The following is a 21,474-nucleotide window of genomic DNA, read 5'->3' as shown; positions in this document are numbered from 1 at the left end:
CCTCAAGACGAAGAGCGCCTGACGGCTAACAGCGGCCTCATGTGCTTCCACACTTTTTGCATCAATTTCCAATCCGAGACGGATTGGCCGGGCTCCGGCTTCAATAGGGTTTGATTAATCTGCAGAATGCGGTATTTTATCCCGCTCGCTGTTTTAAGCCGGGTTGACCAGGTAGGGATTAGGTTGGACTTCGTCACGGTAACTCTTCCGTCGGTTTCTTTTTTGACTGTTAATTCGAGTACGACACCGATGTTGGTAGCGGGATTATGGTATAGGCGGGTAGAGATAAAATTGCCAAGCGAGTAGATGGCAAAGCGGTTATCTTTGGTGGCGAAGGACGGCTGAATGACATGCGGATGATGGCCGAGTATGATATGCGCGCCATTATCCAGCAGCAAGTTCACCAGCTTTTGTGATTGCTTCAAGGGGACATGACGGCACTCCTTTCCGATATGGAGGCAGGCGACGACAACATCGACTTTGCTCGCGAGTCTGCGTATATGCTCGGCGGTTTTTCTATGGTTTGAAGGATCGATTTGATTGACCATCCATGCTTTATCGGAAGGCAAGGGGATTTTGTTTGTTCCTTTCGAATAGCTGGCTATGCCGACCTTGAGACCTTTTACATCCAAAATCAGATGGTTCTCGGATCCGGGATCAGATGAATACGTACCGGTGTGCGCAAGCCCGTGATCGTCCAGAACCTGCAGCGTGCGAACCAGCCCCTTCGTGCCGCGATCCATGCAGTGGTTATTGGCTGTGGTCAAGACTTGGAAGCCTGTTTCTTTTAAAGCGGGGGCCAATTCGTCGGGGCAATTGAACATGGTGAAGCCTGTACGGCGATTCGACTGCGTATAATGGGCTTCCGCTCCTGCGAGCGGCGTCTCCAGATTGCCAATCACCAAATCGGCTTGTTTAAACAGGGGAGCGACGTTTTGAAATATGGATTCAAATGAATAGCTGTTTTTGTTTAAATGTTTGGCCGTTCTTAGGATGGGTCCTATCATTAAAATATCTCCGGTGGCAGCCAGCTTGAATTCCGTGGACAAGTTATCTGTATCCTTTCCTAGAAAAAGGTTTTGCCTCATTTTATGATGTGCTGGTATACCTGGTGCGTAACCCCTAAGAGATGAAAGGGCAGCCAAATTGGTCTAACAACCAAATCGTTCTTTGTTTCTTTAACATAAAATATAGAGCGGCAATGAACAAAGGTGGACATTATATGTTTTAGGGGGCAGTATTTTGGAGCAAACAACCATGCGGCAAAGGCCCGTCATCGCGGTTACCGGAAGTGCCGGTAAGACGACTACCAAAGAAATGATTGCATCCGTATTAAAAAGGCGTTGGAAAATTTTTAAGTCTCCTCGCAATCACAATGCTCCCAGCGCGACAAGACGGCATGCTCGGATGCTTCGTCCTATTCACCGGGCTGTGGTGGTAGAGTACGGCATGCAATTTTATGGAAACATAAAAAGGCATTGTCAATATTTACAACCAAGTATCGGCGTGATTACGAATGTAGGAAGGGCTCACGTAGGCAACTTTGGCGGGCGCATTGCCGGGGTAGCCAAGGCGAAATCAGAGCTGATCCATTTCATGAAACCGAGCGGCACTTTATTGCTGAATGCAGACGATCCTTCTTCCTCTTTGCTCCATACCAAAGGGTTCAAGGGTAAAATCATTACGGTAGGCATACGGAATAAAGCGGATGTTAAAGCCACCCATGTCTATTATAAAAACGGCGGGATGAGCTTTAAGGTTGAGCTGGACGGCGTGGAGCATTCTTTTTATATCCCTATTCTCGGAGAGCATAATATTTACAACGCCTTGTTTGCCATAGCGATTGCCCATGGTTTGGGTTTTACGCAGCAGCAAATACAAGGCGGGCTTAAATCGTTCATCAGATCAAAGAGCCGATTAATTGTTCATCGTTTGGGCAGAAACGTTAAAGTAATCGATGACGCTTACAGCTCGAATCCCGATGCATCCAAAGCAGCCATCGATGTGCTTTCGACCATAGGGGCAAATTCCAAAATAGCCGTACTCGGCTCTATGCTCGAATTAGGCAAGCATACAACCAAAGGCCATCAAGAGGTTGGAAGGTATGCCGCCGCTAAAAATGTCAGCCATCTGTATACGCTGGGCGGTACAGCGAAGCAGATTGCGGTCGGTGCGAGGGGAGCGGGTTTTCCCGCAAATCGGATAAAGAGTTTCGCGAGCAAGCATCAGCTGCAAAAGGCTTTGCTTCGAAAGCTGGAGCCGGGCGTCACGATTCTGATTAAGGGGTCAAACCGTTTACGAATGAGTACGATGGTGAAGTACTTAAAACGTAATGCCGGAAAATGAAAATGAAAATGAAAATGAGGTAAATAAACCTTAGTGGCCTGTGAAACGGCGTGCTTCCTTGCGAAGCCGCGGATCACAGGTCTTTATTTTATCGCAGCCTTCAAGCCCCTCTGAAGTTGAACGTAATCAAACTCATGCTATAATACCCTCTAAGAAAACACGGAAGACGAGAAGCTGATTGCGGGGCGAGGGAGACATCATGAACAAAGTCATTTTATTTCTGCGGCACAATTTTCTAGACCGAACGATTATGCGAACGATTCTGATATCGTATCTGTTGGTTAATGTGCTCTTATTGCTGCTGCTGGGCTATTTGTCCATTCGGGATTCCACGAAAATGATTACCGAAGAAATCGTAAACTCCAGCAATAAGGTCATGGAACAGGCGGCGCTAGGCCTTAGCTTTAATCTGGAGGAATCTAAGCGTTCGCTCGTTATGTTGGCCGGGAACTATTCGGTGATTACGATGATGAAGGAGCATCATACGATTGGCATCCGAAACAGGCTTCAGCATGAGCGGAATATCGCGGAAATCGCACAGGGCGTAAGCTCCTATCAAACGTTAATCAGCGACGTTCTCATGCTGGGCAAAACCGGTTATATCAATAATTTGGAGGGGAGAAAAACGCTGCAATGGGATTATCCGTTTCAGTCGCAGGATTGGGTACAAGAAACGTTCCAGACGAATCCGCAGGGCAGCTTTTTCAGCATCGGCGTACACAAACAGGACTATTACCTCTCCACGAATATTACCCGCTATAATCAGCCGACATTATCCGTTGTTTTACAGGTTAAGGGCTATCAGGGCCAAACGCTTGGAGCTGTTATCGGGAATTTGGATCTTCGCAAAATTAACGGCATGTTCGAGCAGAGCACCTATCAAAATAAAGGCAGCATTTTTCTAATTGACGAGAATCGCCGGATTATCGTTCACAAGGATAGCAGCCAGATTGGCCAAACCTTGAATTTTCCGGGTGAAGAGAAGCTGTATGAGCAGCCCTCGGGACATTTTAAAGAAACGATTAACGGCATTGAAACGCTGGTTATCTTTCAACCTACAGCCATCAGCGGTTGGAAAATGCTCTCGACCGTTCCGATGTCCGACATTACAGACCAATCTCAGCCGCTCAAATCAAACCTTGGCCGCATTCTTTATGTATGTCTAATCGCCAATACGCTGATCAGCCTGCTTATTACGCTCCGCATATCACTGCCGGTGAGAAGGCTGCTTGCCGCGCTTGATCGCATGGGCGAGGATGATTCGCTGTACGTTAAACCCCGCGATTACCGCTACCGGGAGCTTAATCATATTGGGAACAAATTCAAAGACTTAATGGGCCGTATAGATCTGCTGATCAAGCAAAACTATTTAACTCAAATTAGTCTGAAGGAAGAGGAGCTTAAGACGCTCCAAGCGCAGATTAATCCGCATTTTCTTTTTAATACGCTGCAGCAGCTGCAGACGGAAATCGTGTGCGGAAATACGGCAGAGTCAAATCATATCGTCTTATCGCTCAGCAACCTGTTCCGGTATTCTATGAAACGCTCAGAGGAGGAGGTCGAGCTGGAGCGGGAGATGAGTAATGTATCCGACTATTTATACATACTCAACAAGAAATACAATGACGGCATTGCCGTTTCCTTCCTCATACCGAACCGTGAGGTGCTGCGCTGCAAAATTCCGAAGCTGACGCTTCAGCCTATCGTGGAAAACTCCATTCGTCACGGCTTTGGCGATCATGTCAGGGAGGGCGCGATTCAGATTAAAGCCGTTGCTGGGCGCAAAGGACTGCTGATCGTGATCGCAGACAATGGGCAAGGCATTGCCAGTTCGCAGGTAGATACACTGAACCGACATATCAATAGTCCGAACCAAAAGACAGATAATATTGGATTATACAATGTGAGCCAGCGCATAAAGCTGAAATATGGAAATGAATATGGGATCCACATTCGCAGCAGAGAAACGGCGGGCACGAAGATTTCCATCTTGCTGCCGCTTATTTATTAATTTAAGAAGGCCTCAACGAAAGGAGACACCTTTATGAAGTTGCTAATTGCGGACGATCAACAATCACTCCATACCTTTTTGGATAAAATGATGAACTGGGAGTCGCTTGGCATAACGGAAGTTAAGCATGCTTACGATGGGCGGGAAGCAGCAGAAATGGCAGCGCATTTTTTGCCGGATCTGCTCATTATTGATATTCAAATGCCTCATCTAAACGGGATTGAGGCATTAAAGCAGCTGCAGCAGCTGCCTCATAAACCGAAAGCTATTATATTAAGCGCTTATGACGAATTTGAATATGCCCGTGAAGCGCTCCGCCTAAGCGTATCGCAATATTTGCTTAAGCCGGTAGATACCAATCTGTTGGAGGCGGCGGTTAAGGAGCTCATAGAAGAGACGCAAAGCGATCACGAAAAAAAACTGGAGGCTGTGCTCGCAGGCTTGCTGAGGCAAGATTCCTTGCATGAAGAATGGCTGACGGTTGCCCAGACGGCATTCCATACATTAGGTATTCATCGCTATATCATGCTGACGCTGACAGGCGAGACTTTGAGCAAGGAGGCCTTAGGCTCCGAATTTCAACAGCTTGAGCCCGCCGTCATTTCCGTCATATGTCAATTGAATAAGCAGCACTATTCAGCATTCCTTGGCCTATCGGTTAATGAGCGGAAGGACCAGCTGCCGCTTCTTGGCGAGCGAATAGCTGCTGCATGGCAGGCCAAACAGCCGGAAAGCCATATGAGAATAGGGAGCAGCGCAGCTGGGGAGCAGCCGGAGCAGCTGCAGCAGCTGCTTATTCAGAGTAAACAAGCGGCAGCTAACGGCTTTTATGCCGCGGGCACTTTCTATTTGCAATCGGAGCCGCAGCCCTTGGAGCAATGGTCACTGCAGCACTATCAGCAATTTGATAAGGCGTTCGAGGAGAAGTTTTCGCTAGTCTTCTCGCAAGGGGCATTGAAGGATCTTGTTGACAGTCTTTTTCATGTGTTTAGACAGCTGAAGCTGGATCCCGACAAAGTGTACAGCTTATGCGTGCACTATCTATCCATAGCCGAACAGATGATGAGGCGTTCAAAGCGGATCGTCGCCGAATATGAAACGATTACGCTGGACAGGCTGAGAAAATACGGCTCGGCAGATAAGCTGGAGGAGTTCTTCCATTCCCAGATTGCCAGCATGATTGAACAGTCAGACCCCGCTGCCGACCGGACAGAAGAAACGATCAGTAGGATCAAATCGCATGTTGAGCTGCATTATGCGGAGGATTTGTCGCTTCAGTGCGTCGCTGATGCCTTTGGCCTCGACAAGTATCAGCTTAGCCGGATATTCAAGCAGCAATTTGGAATCAACTACTGGCAGTATGTGACGCAGATTCGGATGGACAAGGCCGCTGAGCTGCTTGCAGGCACGAGTTTGAAAAATAGCGCGATTGCAGAAATGACAGGTTTTGTGGATGAAAGCCATTTTAGCAAAACCTTTAAAAAGCATAATGGGGTTTCTCCGAAGGAGTTTCGAGCGGGCAAGCAAGCTCCCTCCTCTATGTAAGCGTGCAACAATGTACAATAAATCACGCAACGATGTAAATTCTCGAGCCCCCGGTAAAGCGTTATCATAATGGTGAAAGTGCTTACAAAAAATGAAATACAGGGGGAACACAGCATGCGTAAATCAAGCTACATGCTTCTAATTGCAATGATGGCCGTTACACTTATTCTGTCCGCTTGCGGCGGAAACGGGAACAATGGCAACCAAGCCGGCAGTGCAGACGGCGAGGGAACGGGTTCAGAGAAAAAGATAAAACTAAGCCTGCTTTCGTGGAACAACGAAACCGAGATGAAGCCGGTTATTGACGGCTTTACGGCAAAGTACCCGAATATCACGATCGATTTCCAGACGGCACCGCCAGTTAAGGATTATATCGCCAAGCTGCAAACGATGCTGCTCTCCAATTCGGCGACGGACGTATTTATTATGGCAGCGGAAAATCGGAATGAGCTGATCGACGGCGGCTACGCGCTTGATCTGACGGACCAAGCATTTATGTCGAAAATGACCGATGCGAGCAAAGGCATGTTCACCCGCGATGGCAAAACGTATGCATTCTCCCAAGCGGGCTGGGTAGGCGGCATTTACTACAATAAGGATTTGTTCGCTAAGGTCGGCGTAACGACGGAGCCAAAAACCTGGCAGGAATTTATCGACCTTTGCATCAAGCTGAAGGATGCAGGTATTGTTCCTCTCTATGACAACGCAGGTGATATTTCTACCATTCAAGGGGCATTGGTTGCGAGCATGACCTTGTCGAAGGATCCTGAATACGATACCAAGCTGTTTGCGGGCGAAGCCACCTTTGCTGACGGATGGGCAGAGCCGCTTAAGCTCTGGAAGGAAGGCTTGATCGATAATCAAATCATCACTTCAAACATGATCGGTCTTACCGGCGACCAGATGGTTAATGAATTTGCGGTAGGCAATGTGGCCATGATCCAAGGCGGACCGTGGAATATCCCGGCTATTGAGAAAGCAAACCCGGAATTGAAGTTTAGCATGATGGCGGTTCCCGGCGCCGAGGAAGGACAGGAATATTATGCAGGTGCTCCAAACGTAGGTTTTGCGGTTAATAGCAAATCCAAAAATCAGGATGCAGCCATTAAGTTCGTTGAATACCTGTCTACGCCGGAAGGCTTGCAGCAATTTGAGCAGGGTACAGGCCAAATCATTACGATTCCCGGCTACGAAAGCAAGGTTCATCCTGCTCTAGAGAATGCATACAAAGACGGTTTGCTTGCAGGGAAATTTTATCTCCCAATGGTTTCTTGGCCTAGACATCAGGAAGCTCTGAGAAATCAACTGGTCGTGTCCGTTCAGGATTTGCTTGTTGGCAAAGGAACGGTAGAGGACGTAACGAAAGCGATGGATCAGAAGCTTAAAGAGATGGAAAGCAAATAAAAAGAGACGGTAAGCGGCAGCGAGGGGCAATCCCCTCCTGCTGTTTTACAAAGGAGGGAGCATACGGGATGAAACTGCTGAGATCTTTCCAATACCAAGTTTTTCTCATACCGATTTTACTTTTTTATACGATATTTACGATTTACCCGCTTATCAAATCTTTCTTTTTTAGCTTGACGAACTTTAACGGTTATTCCAAAGATTACGATTTCGTAGGGATAACGAATTATATTAAAATTTTCAAGGATGCCGCTATCGTATCGGGTATATCCTATACCTTGCTTTTTGCCATATCGACAACGATTCTGACCACGCTGCTTGCCATCGTGCTCGCGTTAGTGCTGGATCGGAATTTTTATACAAAAAATATTCATCGTGCCATCTTCTTCTTTCCGTCCATACCGAGCGGTCTGATACTGGCTTATGTATGGGGCTTCATCCTGTCGCCAATCGGATCCGGCGTGTTGAACAGCGTACTCCATGATCTGTTTGGTGCGGGCCCGCAGCCTTGGCTGTCCGAGCCTATGCTTGCCAAGCTTTCCACCATTCTCGTCGCGGTATGGGCAGGGGCAGGCTGGCATGCCGTTCTCTATCTGGCATTCCTGCAGGGCATCTCCAAGGATTATTACGAGGCGGCCTCGATTGACGGAGCAACTCGCTGGCAGCAAATTCGCAATATTACGCTGCCGCTGCTTGCTCCGGCTATGACGATTAGCGTGATGCTGCTCTTAACGGGAGGGCTTAAAGTATTTGAAATTCCGTTCGCGCTTACCAAGGGCGGACCGGGCTTCGAGACGCATACGATTACCCAGGTTATCGTACTGCGCGGTATCTCCGAGGTGCAGTTCGGACTGGCTTCAGCCATGTCCATCGTCTTCTTCCTTATTGTGCTGGCGCTCACCTATTTCCAAGTGACCGTCATGCAGCGGCGAGAGGAGAAAATGCTATGACAGAAACGAACCGTAAAAATTGGCTGCTTGATATTCTGATGCTGCCTGTCGGGCTCATTACGTTTTTTCCTTTTTACTTGATCATTGTGAACACCTTAAAGACGCCTGCTCAAACAGCGATGAATCCAATGAGCTTGCCGACAACGCTTAATTTCGATAATTATGTCCGCGTGTTTAAAGAGGTACCGCTTCTGCAGAGCTTCGGGAACAGCTTGCTCATCACGGTCGTTTCCGTACTGCTTATGGTGCTGATTGGGGCTATGGCTGCTTATCCTGTTGTATTTAATCCGGGAAAAACTAATAAGATCATTATGGGTTATTTGCTCGCCGGCTTCCTGATTCCGTTCCAAACGACGCTTATTCCGCTCTTTGAGCTGATGACGCAGTTTCAACTAATTGACAAGCTGTACGGGCTGATGTTTATTTATATGGGAGGCTCGGTTTTTGTCTTCTTTCTAATGATGGGTTATATGAGGACCATACCGAAGGAGCTGCCGGAAGCGGCCATTATTGACGGCTGCACGATATGGGGTATCTTCTGGCGTATCATTTTCCCGCTGCTTAAGCCGATTACCGTCACGGCTATTATTTATCAGACGATGTGGGTGTGGAATGATTTTCTTGCGCCGATGCTGTTTCTTAATTCATCTGATAATGCCACTCTTGTCCTGCAGGTTTACAAAGCAAAGGGAGAGTTCGCAGTCGACTGGCCATTGTTCATGACACTGACGGTTATCGTCCTTATTCCGATCTTTATTTTCTTTATTCTCATGCAAAAGCAAATCGTTAAAGGCATAGTCGGCGGCGCTGTGAAGGGTTAAGCTCAGCTTACTTGTACCGCTGCCGGCATGTCGGTACGCTGGAATGAATACTCAATCTAGGGAGACGATGATAATCATGGACGCACCTTTATTTCGAGATCCGATCTATGACGGCGCAGCTGATCCGGTTGTCATATGGAACCGTGAGGCCAAAGAATGGTGGATGATCTATACGAATCGCAGAGCGACGGCAGAAGGACCAAAATTCGCTTGGGTACACGGAACCGATTTAGGTGTGGCCTCTTCGCGTGATGGCGGGAAAACCTGGCTTTACCGGGGCACGATTCAGGGACTCGACATTGAATGGGGCCGGAATACGTTCTGGGCGCCGGAAATTTACTGGCATGACGGCCTATACCACATGTATGTCAGCTACATTCAAGGCGTACCCGTTGATTGGCCTGACCATCGACGCGATATTATGCATTATACCAGCACGAATTTGCTCGACTGGACTTTCCGCTCCAAGCTTGCGTTAAGCTCAAGCCGGGTCATCGATTCCTGTATCCACGAACTGCCAGGCGGCGGCTTCCGGATGTGGTACAAGGATGAAGGCAATCATTCCTTTACTTATGCGGCAGACAGCAAGGATTTATTCGAGTGGAACGTGGTTGGTCCGGTTATTACGGGCCGCGGCCATGAAGGACCGAATGTGTTTTGGTTAAAAGGTGCCTATTGGATGATCGTAGACGAGTGGAGAGGACAAGGCGTGTATCGGTCCGAGGATTTGGATACCTGGGAGCGCAACGGTCTTATTCTGGATCAGCCGGGAACGCGCGAGGATGACGGGACCATCGGGCTGCATGCCGACGTAGTTGTGCAAGGCGACAGCGCATATATTTTCTATTTTACGCATCCTGGCAGAGACGGGGCGCTTGACCATGAAGGTCAGGAGAAACGTTATGAAAGCAGGCGCTCTTCCGTGCAAGCAGCAAGATTGGACGTGATTGACGGCGTGCTGGTATGCGACCGCAACGAGCCATTTGAGCTCAGCTTATTGCCTGAAGAATAATCATGATCATCAAAAAGACAAGCTGGCGGATGCGATATCCCTGGCTTGTCTTTCTTTTCATGTACGGAGGGAGGCGGATACCTGCCTTCCTCTTGCCTATCCGGCATCCGATTGTATAGCATTACTCATTTTTTGCATAAAATCGAAGCTTTCCTCTAGTTCTTTGTTTGTCTCGAGGAGAGTGCATTCCGCAGAAATCATTCCCGTATAGTTTATTGCTCGCAGCATCTCGGTAAACCGTTTATAGGGATACGTTCCCGTCCCGGGCGCAAGCCTTCCGGTATCCGCAATATGAATGTGGGCAATCCAGTCTTTATTTTCCATTAATGTTTCCAGCGGTTCATTTTCTTCGTCCATATGATAAAAATCAGCCAGCGCTTGCACAATCGGGCTATTGATTTGTTTTACCAGCTGCACAGCGTCATGCACGCTATTGATGAAATTGGATTCCTTACGGTTTAACGGCTCGAGTGCCAATGTAACGCCATTTCCGGACCATTCCTCCGATATCCATTGCAGTGCTTCCAGCATCTGCTCCTCCGCCTTCTGTCTTGCCCATTCCTCTGGAATCATACGCTGCCTGCCGCTGCCAAGCACAACTATCTTCGCGCCGATCTGGCTTGCTGCTTCGCCTGCCCTGTGTACATATCGACGAATCCGCTCCCGATCCGCTTGCGGGCCGACGACCATCATACCCTGCGGGAAGAACAGGTTCATGGCCTGCACCCGTAACGGGGAGTCCAGATATTGAGGCAGTTTCTCTTTTAGAGCATGCTCGTCCTCAAGCGGCAGGGAAGATAAGGGGCATTCGATATAATCGAAGCCTTTGCTTGCCAGCAGACCCGCTTGTTCAATGCCCATGCACCAGCCAATTTTATTCATAGCCTATGCCTCCTATACAGCGATTTGAAAATTGATTTCATTGTACAAAGAGGATGGATCAAATAAAATGGTTACAAGTATGGTTTGATGGCTGTGAGTAATCCTTACTAAGGAATGATTGCCGATGCTGGATCGAAATATCATGGACGCATTAATCGAAGATATCGAGCTGAGATTTAACAATAGCGGGTATTCCGATCATGAAATTGGCTGGTCGGAGAAGAAGAAGCACCCGGACTATGATTTATGGTATGTGACAAGCGGTGAGGTCACGATTGACTACGAGGGCGGGAGATCTACGGCTCGTGAAGGCGATATCGTATTCTTCAATCCTGGCGTTATCTACTCCGCCTATTGCATAGATTCGCCCTGCAGCCATATTTTCACCCATTTTGACTTCCCATTAGGCCAGAGGATCAATTTTTTGAACGATTTTGATTTAATGGGCACGATTCCTCAGCATTATTTTAAGACGGAAGGACCGTTATTTCGCAGCACCTTCGACGCCTACAAGAATAAAGAACCGATGTCTGCATTGCTGCTGAAAGGTTATTTTCTCGTTCTGCTTGCAAAGCTTTTAGCTATTCCAAAAAATAATTCTTTAGTCGCCGATATGTCAGTAGAGCGGACGGTACATTACGCCAAGCTGAAGCCGGTGCTTCAATATATCAACGAGCATCTAGGCGAACCTATTCCGGCATCGCTTTTGGCTGACATGATCAGCATGTCCCCGAAATATTTTTATGCTTTTTTCAAATCCAATATCGGATTAACGCCGCAAAGCTACATCACCAAAATGAGAATGAACCGGGCTCGGGAGCTGCTTATGGATAGAAAGCTGACGGTCAAAGAAATCGCTTATCAGCTAGGCTTTTCCGATCCCTATACGTTTTCAAAAATATTTAAACGCTTTCATAAAATTTCACCTTCCCGATTTTCAAATCATACGTAGCTCAGCTTTATCGGCGCATTCCTGATGTTTATGAACTCCCTATAATGTTTACGATTGCCTCATGGCAGCGAAGAGGGGGTCAGGTTATGCTGAGAGAAGCCAAACTTCGAATGAAACGTTATTTATGGGAGGGATATTATAATGAATAAAAGCATTTCTGCAGATTCGATTAAGCTCACCTCGCAGAATCCGGTTATTACTACGATTTATACAGCTGATCCATCCGCGCATGTGTGGGGGGACGGCAAGGTTTATATTTACGCTTCCCATGACATGGATCCGGCAAGAGGCTGCGACCTGATGGACAGGTATCATGTATTTTCGTCGGCAGATATGGTGAATTGGGTGGATGAGGGCGAGATTCTCCGCTCGGACGACGTGGCCTGGGGCAGACCGGAAGGCGGTTTTATGTGGGCGCCGGATTGTGCGTATAAGAACGGGACCTACTATTTCTATTACCCGCATCCGAGCGGTTCGGACTGGAACGATACATGGAAAATCGGAGTAGCGACGAGCGGGAAGCCGGCAAGCGGCTTTACGGATCAGGGTTATATCGAAGGACTTGGCGGATTTGCCCTGATTGATCCGTGTGTGTTCGTCGATGAGGACGAGCGTGCTTATATGTACTATGGCGGCGGCAGCAGATGCGAGGGCGGCGAGCTGAATGACGATATGGTATCCATTAAAGGCGAGATGCGGGAAATGGAGGGCCTGGAGGACTTTCACGAAGCGGCTTGGGTTTTTAAACGGGAAGGCTTATATTACTTGACCTACGCGGATAACTTGGAAGGCAATAACCGCATGAGATATGCGACCAGCATAAATCCGCTTGGTCCGTGGACGTACCGCGGTATTTTCCTTGAGCCGACCAGCTGCTCGACGACGCACGGCTCCGTCGCCGAATTCAAGGGGCAATGGTATTTGTTCTACCATAACCAGGACATTTCGGACGAGGGCAATTTGAGAAGCGTATGTATCGATTATTTACATTTCAATGAAGATGGAACTATTCGGACGGTCATTCAGACGAAAGAGGGCGTTTCTTCCGTAGGGGATGCACCGATTGCAAACCTGAATCAGAAAACCTATTCAGTTGAAGCCTGCAGCGTTGGTGGAGGAGCGGTACTTGAAATGAGCGAGCTGGGGAAAAGCAGCGTTCGAGAGCTGCGCCTCACAGGCTCCTACTGTCAGTTTGACCATATTGACGGGGAAAAGGGCGGCCGGGCAGCGCTTCGTATCCGTTATGCAGCGGAAGAGCGTCTGGCCAAGCTGAATTTGACCGTTAATGGCAGCGATTATTCCTTGCTTAATGCGCTCTCAACCGGCAGTCTGTCCGATTTTAGCGGAGAAGCCCGCATCACGGTTCTGTTAGAGCCAGGCAACAATAACAGCATTAAGCTGGCAGGAGGAAATGGCGAGGTTAGTATAGAGAGTGTTACGGTAAGCTTATTTGAGGACTGACCGCGTGCTTTAGTAATGGCGTATAATCAGTAAAACCCCGATCCTATGTGATCGGGGTTTTCTTTTGCAGGGGACAGAAACCACACATAAAAAAGCGGCTTTTCGAGGTCGCTTTTTTGTGTGTCCTTTAATGATGTTACGGATACTCCGATATCGGGCCTATCAGCAAAAACAATCAGGCGAAGCGGATTGCTGCTCGTTTCCATTTATAGGCGGCTGTTTCGTATCCTCAATCGCTAACAGGGCGTGCGTTGCATGGCTGAGAACGGCACCGGCTCTGGTGGAAGCAGCAACGAGAACGGCTTCAAAAATTTCTTCGCGCGTTCCTCCAATGCCCGTATATCTCTTCACATGTACATCAATGCAGTAGGGGCATCCCGTAACGTGGGCAACGGCTAGGGCAATGAGTTCCTTCGTTTTTAACGGCAGTACTTCCGAGGTATGATAAATTTCATTTTCAAAAGATAAAAAAGCGGCAGCGGCTTGCGGAGAAAGCTTCATAAGCTCGGGAATGCGATTTAGATTCGAGCGGTCATAATAATGATTCATCAGTATCCTCTCCCTTTCATAATGGATCTAAATGAATCTTAAGCGGATTTGGGAGAAGGTTCAGTGATATTGTCACACATGGTTTTCTAAAACGGTTTTTAAAATCCCATGATTCAAAATAGAGATATGTCCTCTGCTAAGAGAAACTGCTCCTTTGTTTGCGAAGTCTTTTAGAATACGGCTTATCACCTCGCGGGAAGTGCCTAATTCGATGGCTAATTGCTCATGGGTAATACTCAAAGACGCAGGCAACGGCAAAGTCGATTTAAAAATTAAGTATTCCGCAATGCGGTAAGGCACAGGGTTAAACGCAACGTTTTCTAGAAGCGTGGTGACTTTCGTCATGCGTTCAATAATCTGTTTGTAAATGAATTGCCTGATCGGCTTAAAGGCAGCCATCCAGTCTTTGAATAACTCGACAGGGAGTAGCAGCACTTCCGTTTCGGCTTCGATTGACACGGAGGCTTCGTATTTCATTTCTCCCAAAATGCTTGCCATCATCAGTACGCAGCACTCGCCGCTTTGCACGCGATACAAGGTTATTTCTCTGCCCGTAGGGCTGATTTTGTAGACGCGAATCCATCCGCTAACGATAAACATGGCATGTTGAAAAAGATGTCCTTCCCGAATGGAATGCGGCGTGGCGGGTGTGACGGCAGCGAGCTCAGCAGAATTCCACTGGTCATAGGGAACACAGGAGAAACAAGGGAATAGTTGGTATACATGATCGATTTGGCACGTATTAATGGCGAAATTCCTCTTGTCGAGAGCTGTAATTTGCTTGTCCGTCCGTGAATGATCTGATATATTCAATAAGAAATTATAATATTTTACATTATATAATAAGCAAAGATGAATTAGAATTACACTCAGCGGCGTATTGAAGTGGTTGCTGTGTCACGATTTTGGAGGGTAATGATGGCTCAACAGGCAACTTCATTAGACTCAAATGAGCAGGAAAACGCATAATGGAAAACCCGACCGATTAGGCCCGGTTTTTCTTCGTAAGCAATAAGGCACCTAGTGATGAATTTATCACGGGTGTCTTTTATTTATTTGTCCGATTAGACAGGTCACACGATTGCCTAAAAAAGAATGACAAAATAATTAATCTGTCATTTGACATTTGTTTTATGTCATCATATAATCAAATCAATAAGTACAACGAGAGCAGACAAACGGGACATGGTCTTGGGGAGTTGCTGCAGTTAGCATTCTCAGCTTAAGCGTGAACGATCGTCATCAATTGAAATGATAACGAACAAATAAAATAAACAAATAGGCGGGATCAACATGGAAAACCAATTGGCGGGAAGAGTAGCGTTGGTAACAGGTGCTTCAAGAGGCATAGGCCAGAAGATTGCGGAGGCGCTGGCACAGCAAGGGGCACGGGTTGTCATAAACTTTGCGAGCAGTCCAGGTAAGGCAGAGGAAGTCGTGGCCGGCATTAGAGCGCTTGGCGGAGAAGCCATTGCCATTCAAGCGGATATCAGCAAAGTGGCGGAAGTCGAGCAGCTATTCCACAAAACGCTAGAGGCTTATGGACGAGTCGACATTTTGGTCAATAATGCGGGCATTATGATTACCAAGCCGCTTCTTCAAACGACAGAGGAAGATTTCGACAAGCAGTTTAACATTAATGTCAAAGGGACTTTCTTTGCGATCCAGCAAGCGGCAATACACATGAAGGAAAACGGACGCATCATCAACTTCTCCACTTCGGTGACAGGTCAAATGTTTCCCGCATACAGCTCGTATGCTGGTACCAAAGGCGCCGTGGAGCAGTTCACTCGTCAGTTGGCCAAAGAGCTTGGGCCTAAGGGGATTACGATAAATGCCGTTGCACCGGGACCGATCAATACAGAGCTCTTTACTGTCGGGAAATCGGAGGAGCAAATTAAAGCGGTCGGCAATATGAATTCGTTCGGCCGTCTGGGCGAGCCAGAGGATATCTCGAGAGTCGTATTGTTCTTGGCGAGCTCGGAATCGCAGTGGGTAACCGGACAGACGATTCGCGTGAACGGCGGGTTTATTTAAAAGGGAGGGGAGACGGGTATGGGTATGACGACAAATGATATGCCATTAACGAAAGAAATGATTTTGGACGCTGCTGAACAAGTGCTTCGGCGTTTTGGGCCGGAGAAAACTTCGGTTATAGATATCGCCAAGGTCCTTCAAGTCAGCCATGGTACGCTGTATCGGCATTTTGCCAGCAAAGCCGCGCTGCGGGAAGCAGTCACGGAGAGATGGCTTCATAATAGCATTGCATCCCCGTTAGAAGAAGTTGCAGGCAATTCGGACGGCACCGCCACCCGGCGCCTCCGTTTGTGGCTGGAAACGCTCATTCATACGAAGCGTAAATTTGCCGTCGAGGATGCGGAGATGTTCAACATGTACGCAGCAGTGACTATTATTGAAGTGGATATGATTACCGTGCATGTTAACCGCCTTATTCAACAGATTGCACAAATCATTGAACAAGGAATGGCGACGGCAGAGTTCAAGCCGGGACAGTCGGCATCGCATGCGAAAGCGATTTTCCTGGCAACCTCGCGCTTCCATCATCCTTCTCATGCTAAGGAATGGTCATCGGAAACGATAGATGAAGACTTTGAAGCTGTCTGGCAGCTGTTGATTACTGGTCTTGCTTAATGCGAACTGCAGTGAAATGCATAATAGGCCTGGTAAACGCAAGCGATTGGAGGCATCCTGAATGAATGTATTTTTATTGAATCCAGATCATCATGGATTAAGGCATATACCGATGTTTTTAAAGGATAATTACGTGGGCTTTTCTTGGCCGGGTATTGCAGACTTGGAGGATGTAAGCCAGGCCGATTGGCATAATAAAGTCGTTCAAGCCTACAAGGATGAGGGCCAGGTGCTGCTTGAACGTTTAGCGGAGATCGGCTGTTTCGTCTACGGAATGCAGGATGGGGATTATCTCTTTGTAACGGATGGGGAAATTGTTCATCTTGGGGATTTGGGTGACTATTACTATGTAGAGAGTTCAGACACGGACGAGGACAGCCTTAGTCATCGACGCGGCGTTACTTGGTTGAAGAGCATGCTAAAGGCGGATGTTCATTCAGAGCTGAAGTCATTTCTCAATCGCCAGGTGAAGGTCGCGAAGCTTGAACAGTCCGTAACGCAGGAGCAATTGGAGTGTTGGATGAGGAACGCTGTCAAGCAGGAGCAGGGAGCGCTTCAATCTGTACTTGTTGACGAAGAGACGATTGCAAGAGCGCTGGATATATTAAATGAAGCGATGAGCAGCGGAGATACGGAACGAAGAGAACGGGCAGCGATAGCCATACTCCAGTTTGCAAAAACATAAATATGGGTTCGAAAAAATGAAGAAGAGCGCCGCGAAGGGTGCTCTTCTTCATTTTGCAAGACACATGCGTTACAAATCGAACGGACCCGGGCCGTCCGTCAAATATTTCTCTGTCAATATAGACAGAAGCTGAATACCCACCTCGTTATGCCCGCCTTCTGGGATGATCAAGTCGGCGTATTTTTTGGAAGGCTCGATAAACGCTTCGTGCATGGGCTTTACGGTGTTCAGGTATTGGTCATGTACGGATTGAATGGTCCGCCCGCGCTCCTCGATATCTCGGAGCACTCTGCGTAGAATACGCACATCGGGATCCGTATCAACAAATACCTTAATATCGAGCACCTGTCGTATGCTTTCCTCGGATAGCACATGAAGTCCTTCAAGAATAACGATTTTATTCGGCTTAAGCTCTACCGTTTTCTCCGATGAGCGAGCATGGATGGTAAAGTCGTAGACCGGCGCGTATGCCGTTTTTCCTGCTTTGAGCAAAAGAAGATCACTTGCAAGAAGATCAATATCGAAAGCAAGCGGATGATCGTAATTGATAAGCTCACGATCGGCAAAGCTAAGATGTGTGGGATTTTTATAATAATTATCCTGGGATATGAAAGTCACTTTGTCTGATCCAAGACGATCTATGACGGAGCGGGCAACCGTTGTTTTGCCGGATCCGGTGCCGCCGGCGATTCCAATAATAAGCATGGCGCTGCAGTAAACCTCCCTATGTTGTTGCCTGTGCAATTTTAGTATTGTAGCATAGCATTCACATTTTTTCATCTCGTCAGTACAATTATTCCTATATTTAGAAGGGAGGCGTCAAGGTGGACCTTCAAGTCAATCAAGCCACCTCGATTGAACCGTCTTATTCCGAAGGAGAGCTTCAGCTTGCCACGTTTGGCATGGGGTGTTTTTGGGGTCCGGAGGCCTTATTCGGCCATTTGCCCGGCGTCATCAAAACATGCGTCGGTTATGCGGGCGGCACAGCTCCCAATCCGACCTACCGGCAAATGGGCGATCATACGGAAACGGTCCAACTTGTATTTAACCCGGGCCGCATTACCTTTGAAGAAGTTTTGGACATGTTTTGGAACAGCCATAACCCGTTTAATATCAATGATTATAAAGGACAGCAGTACAAGTCGCTGTTGTTCTATTCCGATGAGCGGCAAAAAGATACGATACAGCATGTTCTGAAAAAACGGAAGGAGCAAGGGAAGGGCGAGCCAGCGACTGAAATTGTCCCTTCCGCTCCCTTCACTCTTGCCGAGGATAAGCATCAAAAATATTATCTCAAGAGGTTTCCCGATGCGATTGAAAAGCTAAGCACCCTATACCAGACGGAACCGGATTTACGGAACTCCACTCTGGCCGCGCGTTTGAACGGATTGGCGAAGGGTTATACGAATTTGGAGCGTATTTCTCAGGAAGTGTCTCAATGGCCAATCGAACAAAACAATAAGCAGTTCTTGATCGACCTGATCAAGAAAATACGGTGGTAAATATACGAGCGGAGTGCAAAAGGACTGACGGGCTATTTCCTATTTATGGCTTCAAAAGGTAAAATGAAGTAGACAAGCGATAACGCAATTGGAAGGAGTGTTGATCATGAAATATCGGAGACTTGGAAGCACGGAGCTGAATGTATCGGTAATCGGTCTTGGAACCTGGCAATTTGGAGGCGAGTGGGGAAGAGAGTATACGCAGGAGGAAGCGGATGCGGTTCTCGACAAGGGCCAAGAGCTCGGCATTAATCTGATCGATACTGCGGAATGCTACGGCGATCATCTCTCGGAGTCCCTCATCGGAGATTATATCAGCCGCCGCAACCGTGAAGATTGGATCATTGCGACGAAGTTCGGCCATCATTTCCACGAACGCTTCACGCGTACCGATGTATTCGACGCTCAAGGCGTTGTGGCGCAGCTCGATGCTTCGCTGAAAGCACTGAAGACAGATTACATCGATCTTTATCAATTCCATTCGGGCCCGGATCAAGCATTTGACAACGATGAGCTTTGGACTACACTGGATAAGCAAATCGCAGCGGGCAAAATCCGTTTTCTAGGCACCTCAATCGGCAGTAATGACAATCTTCATCAAACCGAAGCATCATCGAAGGTAAATTCGTGTGCCATTCAGGTTGTCTATAATCGGCTCGATCGCGCGCCGGAGGAGCGGGTGTTCCCTTCTTGTCAGCAGCAGGATCTGGGCGTACTGGCACGTGTTCCTTTGGCGAGCGGCTACCTAAGCGGAAAATATAAGCCGGGAGCTGTCTTTAGCGATAACGATGTGCGCCATCGGCATGATAAGGAAATCACGCGGCTTAGACTGCTGGAGGTGGAGCATATTCAGCGCGAGGAGGTCCCGCAAGGGGTAACGATGGCTAGCTGGGCGCTGGCGTGGTGCTTGAAGCATCCTGCGGTAACGGCAGTCATTCCCGGCTGCAAGGATCCCGAACAGGTTGAAGCAAATGCAAAAGCGGCGGAGCTGGTTACGGAGCCTCATCCGCAGGACATAACCCGGTAAGGCAGCAAGTCGGAGAAAATAACATGTAATAAAAAACGGCAGCCTAGGACTGTAATTACAAGTCCCAAGCTGCCGTTTATGCTTGTGCTGATGCATCTTTTCGGCATTTTACCGAGCTACAGCACGGTTACATCCTCGCGGTATTTCTCAAAATCAGACACGCGGCATTCCAGCTTCATTCGCGTGCCCTCCGGTTCATATTCCGTCGCTTCAACATGAGCATGCTCATTGAAGTAGGCGACAAGGCGCCCTTGGCTAAATGGAATCAGCAGCTCGCATTTCATATAATCATCGAAGATATGATCGCGTATGACCTGGATCAGCTCATCCAATCCGCTTCTATTTCTCGCTGACAGGTAGACATCGTCGCCCGTCACTGCAGGATAGGGATGCTCCGTCAAATCGCATTTATTGTAAGCGTAGATCGTAGGAATATCATAAGCGCGCAGCTCCTTCAGGGTATCATTCGTCACAGATACGAGCTGCTCATACTCTTCATGGGAGTAATCGACGACATGAACCAGCAAATCAGCCTCGGTTACTTCCTCCAAGGTGGAACGAAAGGCTTTCACGAGATGATGGGGTAGCTGGCTTACGAAGCCGACGGTATCTGTCAGCAAAAATGATTTTTTGTCGGGCAGATCAATGCTTCTAACCGACGTCTCCAGCGTCGCAAACAGCATATCCTGCGCAAACACCTGCTTTGTCGTCTCGGGATTGTATTTCTCGAGCAAAGCGTTCATCAAGCTGGACTTCCCCGTGTTGGTATAGCCTACTAGACAGACGACGGGGACCTCATTCTTTTGACGCTGTTTTCGCTGAATTTGGCGCCTCGCCACAAGCTTATCCAGCTCGGCTTGCAAGGCGGTTATTCTTTCCTCAATCCGTCTCCGATCGAGCTCGAGCTTTGTCTCGCCGGCGCCTCTGTTCTTGAGGCCGGCACCGCCGCCCTGCCTGCCTAATGATGCGCGCAGGCCGACGAGCCGGGGCAGCATATATTGGAGCCGAGCGACTTCGACCTGCAGCTGGGCTTCTCTTGTTTTGGCGCGTTCCGCGAAGATATCCAAGATCAGAATCGTCCGGTCAATGACCGTTCGTTCTAATGCGGCCTCCAAATTTCGAATTTGGGAGGGAGACAGCTCATCGTTGAAAATAACGACCTGCGCGTCATGCGCTTCGAGCAGCGCGAGCAGCTCTTGAATTTTCCCGGTCCCGATGTAATGGGAAGGGTTTATCCGTGAAGCCTTTTGACTCAGCTCATCTGCCACCTCGATATAGCAGGCGGCTGCAAGGTTGCGAAGCTCCTCCATGGAGTACGCAAAGTCGGTTTGATTTTGAAGCTGAACACCTACGATGACCGCTTTTTGCTTCGGTTGTTCCATTATTCATCATCCTCTAAAGGTTATTTATAAAAACAAAAAAACACAGGCAGCGCTGCCTGTGTTTACCGTAATAGGTAAGAGGATATCAGAAAAATCCATAAGGAACAAAGCTCCTTATATTCACCGCGAGACGAGCTTTTGCCGCCAATGGATGGCGGCAGCCGTTTACGCTTGATGGATTGATGGTCTTCCTAAGGCAAAGAAAGCGGAGCCGTCATGAAGAGATGAGACAAAGCCCATCCGACATAATAGCTGCAATATATCCGTTCCTATGCACTTATGGAGCTTCCGTT

20 protein-coding genes are annotated in these 21,474 nt (G+C 48.0%); 14 read left to right on the top strand and 6 right to left on the bottom strand.

Going from position 1 to position 21,474, the window contains the following annotated elements:
• Positions 1 to 2: 2 nt before the first annotated feature.
• Positions 3 to 1,049 (bottom strand): CapA family protein, encoded by a 1,047-nt coding sequence (locus tag AC1DLI_RS10820; RefSeq protein WP_477602307.1) that lies wholly within the window; start codon positions 1,047 to 1,049, stop codon positions 3 to 5.
• Positions 1,050 to 1,242: 193 nt separating this feature from the next.
• On the opposite strand from AC1DLI_RS10820, the gene AC1DLI_RS10815 reads away from it, so the two are divergent.
• The 7 genes from AC1DLI_RS10815 to AC1DLI_RS10785 all read left to right on the top strand — a co-directional run bounded on the left by AC1DLI_RS10815 (position 1,243) and on the right by AC1DLI_RS10785 (position 10,089).
• Positions 1,243 to 2,346: a UDP-N-acetylmuramoyl-tripeptide--D-alanyl-D-alanine ligase gene (locus tag AC1DLI_RS10815; RefSeq protein ID WP_477602305.1), complete on the top strand. Its 1,104-nt coding sequence runs from the start codon at positions 1,243 to 1,245 to the stop codon at positions 2,344 to 2,346.
• A gap of 199 nt (positions 2,347 to 2,545) precedes the next feature.
• The gene (locus tag AC1DLI_RS10810; protein ID WP_477602303.1) at positions 2,546 to 4,357 is read left to right on the top strand and encodes a cache domain-containing sensor histidine kinase; all 1,812 of its coding nucleotides are present in this window, start codon (positions 2,546 to 2,548) and stop codon (positions 4,355 to 4,357) included.
• A gap of 33 nt (positions 4,358 to 4,390) precedes the next feature.
• Positions 4,391 to 5,902 (top strand): response regulator transcription factor, encoded by a 1,512-nt coding sequence (locus tag AC1DLI_RS10805; RefSeq protein WP_477602301.1) that lies wholly within the window; start codon positions 4,391 to 4,393, stop codon positions 5,900 to 5,902.
• 114 nt (positions 5,903 to 6,016) lie between these two features.
• The gene (locus tag AC1DLI_RS10800) at positions 6,017 to 7,306 is read left to right on the top strand and encodes an ABC transporter substrate-binding protein (RefSeq protein ID WP_477602299.1); all 1,290 of its coding nucleotides are present in this window, start codon (positions 6,017 to 6,019) and stop codon (positions 7,304 to 7,306) included.
• Between the two features lie 68 nt (positions 7,307 to 7,374).
• Entirely contained in the window at positions 7,375 to 8,256 is an 882-nt protein-coding gene (locus AC1DLI_RS10795; protein WP_477602297.1) for a carbohydrate ABC transporter permease, read from the top strand.
• Positions 8,253 to 9,077: a carbohydrate ABC transporter permease gene (locus tag AC1DLI_RS10790; protein ID WP_308996193.1), complete on the top strand. Its 825-nt coding sequence runs from the start codon at positions 8,253 to 8,255 to the stop codon at positions 9,075 to 9,077. The genes AC1DLI_RS10795 and AC1DLI_RS10790 overlap by 4 nt, the downstream gene beginning before the upstream one ends.
• 76 nt (positions 9,078 to 9,153) lie before the next feature.
• Entirely contained in the window at positions 9,154 to 10,089 is a 936-nt protein-coding gene (locus AC1DLI_RS10785) for a glycosyl hydrolase (protein WP_477602294.1), read from the top strand.
• 96 nt (positions 10,090 to 10,185) lie between these two features.
• Here AC1DLI_RS10785 and AC1DLI_RS10780 read toward each other — a convergent pair whose 3' ends face one another.
• Positions 10,186 to 10,971 carry a sugar phosphate isomerase/epimerase family protein gene (locus AC1DLI_RS10780; RefSeq protein WP_477602292.1) on the bottom strand — a complete coding sequence of 262 codons (786 nt, stop codon included), beginning with the start codon at positions 10,969 to 10,971 and terminating at the stop codon, positions 10,186 to 10,188.
• Between the two features lie 124 nt (positions 10,972 to 11,095).
• On the opposite strand from AC1DLI_RS10780, the gene AC1DLI_RS10775 reads away from it, so the two are divergent.
• Both AC1DLI_RS10775 and AC1DLI_RS10770 read left to right on the top strand, forming a co-directional pair.
• Positions 11,096 to 11,923, top strand: a complete 828-nt coding sequence (locus AC1DLI_RS10775) for an AraC family transcriptional regulator (RefSeq protein ID WP_477602290.1) — start codon at positions 11,096 to 11,098, stop codon at positions 11,921 to 11,923.
• A 141-nt stretch (positions 11,924 to 12,064) separates the two neighbouring features.
• Entirely contained in the window at positions 12,065 to 13,384 is a 1,320-nt protein-coding gene (locus AC1DLI_RS10770; protein ID WP_477602288.1) for a family 43 glycosylhydrolase, read from the top strand.
• Positions 13,385 to 13,546: 162 nt separating this feature from the next.
• Here the strand turns inward: AC1DLI_RS10770 and AC1DLI_RS10765 are convergent, their stop codons facing one another.
• Together AC1DLI_RS10765 and AC1DLI_RS10760 are read right to left on the bottom strand one after the other, a co-directional pair.
• A complete protein-coding gene (locus tag AC1DLI_RS10765) occupies positions 13,547 to 13,933 on the bottom strand; it encodes a carboxymuconolactone decarboxylase family protein (RefSeq protein WP_477602286.1) in 387 nt (128 codons plus the stop codon).
• A 72-nt stretch (positions 13,934 to 14,005) separates the two neighbouring features.
• Positions 14,006 to 14,746: a Crp/Fnr family transcriptional regulator gene (locus tag AC1DLI_RS10760; protein ID WP_477602284.1), complete on the bottom strand. Its 741-nt coding sequence runs from the start codon at positions 14,744 to 14,746 to the stop codon at positions 14,006 to 14,008.
• Positions 14,747 to 15,226: 480 nt separating this feature from the next.
• On the opposite strand from AC1DLI_RS10760, the gene AC1DLI_RS10755 reads away from it, so the two are divergent.
• The 3 genes from AC1DLI_RS10755 to AC1DLI_RS10745 all read left to right on the top strand — a co-directional run bounded on the left by AC1DLI_RS10755 (position 15,227) and on the right by AC1DLI_RS10745 (position 17,270).
• Positions 15,227 to 15,970 carry an SDR family oxidoreductase gene (locus tag AC1DLI_RS10755; protein ID WP_477602282.1) on the top strand — a complete coding sequence of 248 codons (744 nt, stop codon included), beginning with the start codon at positions 15,227 to 15,229 and terminating at the stop codon, positions 15,968 to 15,970.
• Between the two features lie 18 nt (positions 15,971 to 15,988).
• The gene (locus AC1DLI_RS10750; protein ID WP_477602280.1) at positions 15,989 to 16,585 is read left to right on the top strand and encodes a TetR/AcrR family transcriptional regulator; all 597 of its coding nucleotides are present in this window, start codon (positions 15,989 to 15,991) and stop codon (positions 16,583 to 16,585) included.
• Positions 16,586 to 16,646: 61 nt separating this feature from the next.
• Positions 16,647 to 17,270, top strand: coding sequence for a hypothetical protein (locus AC1DLI_RS10745; RefSeq protein ID WP_477602278.1), 624 nt, complete (start codon positions 16,647 to 16,649; stop codon positions 17,268 to 17,270).
• A gap of 69 nt (positions 17,271 to 17,339) precedes the next feature.
• On the opposite strand, the gene udk is transcribed toward AC1DLI_RS10745, so the two are convergent.
• On the bottom strand, positions 17,340 to 17,975 hold the full coding sequence (gene udk / locus AC1DLI_RS10740) for a uridine kinase (RefSeq protein ID WP_477602276.1): 636 nt from the start codon (positions 17,973 to 17,975) through the stop codon (positions 17,340 to 17,342).
• Between the two features lie 119 nt (positions 17,976 to 18,094).
• On the opposite strand from udk, the gene msrA reads away from it, so the two are divergent.
• Complete coding sequence (gene msrA, locus AC1DLI_RS10735) at positions 18,095 to 18,772, top strand: peptide-methionine (S)-S-oxide reductase MsrA (protein ID WP_477602274.1); 678 nt, start codon at positions 18,095 to 18,097, stop codon at positions 18,770 to 18,772.
• Positions 18,773 to 18,878: 106 nt separating this feature from the next.
• The gene (locus AC1DLI_RS10730; RefSeq protein WP_477602272.1) at positions 18,879 to 19,799 is read left to right on the top strand and encodes an aldo/keto reductase; all 921 of its coding nucleotides are present in this window, start codon (positions 18,879 to 18,881) and stop codon (positions 19,797 to 19,799) included.
• Positions 19,800 to 19,915: 116 nt separating this feature from the next.
• Here AC1DLI_RS10730 and hflX read toward each other — a convergent pair whose 3' ends face one another.
• Complete coding sequence (hflX, locus tag AC1DLI_RS10725) at positions 19,916 to 21,181, bottom strand: GTPase HflX (RefSeq protein WP_477602270.1); 1,266 nt, start codon at positions 21,179 to 21,181, stop codon at positions 19,916 to 19,918.
• Positions 21,182 to 21,474 lie beyond the last annotated feature (293 nt).

It is taken from the genome of Paenibacillus sp. 01T443 (genome assembly GCF_056398325.1).
The sequence above is the reverse complement of the archived record's forward strand: the minus strand, read 5'-3'. Positions and strand labels throughout refer to the sequence as shown.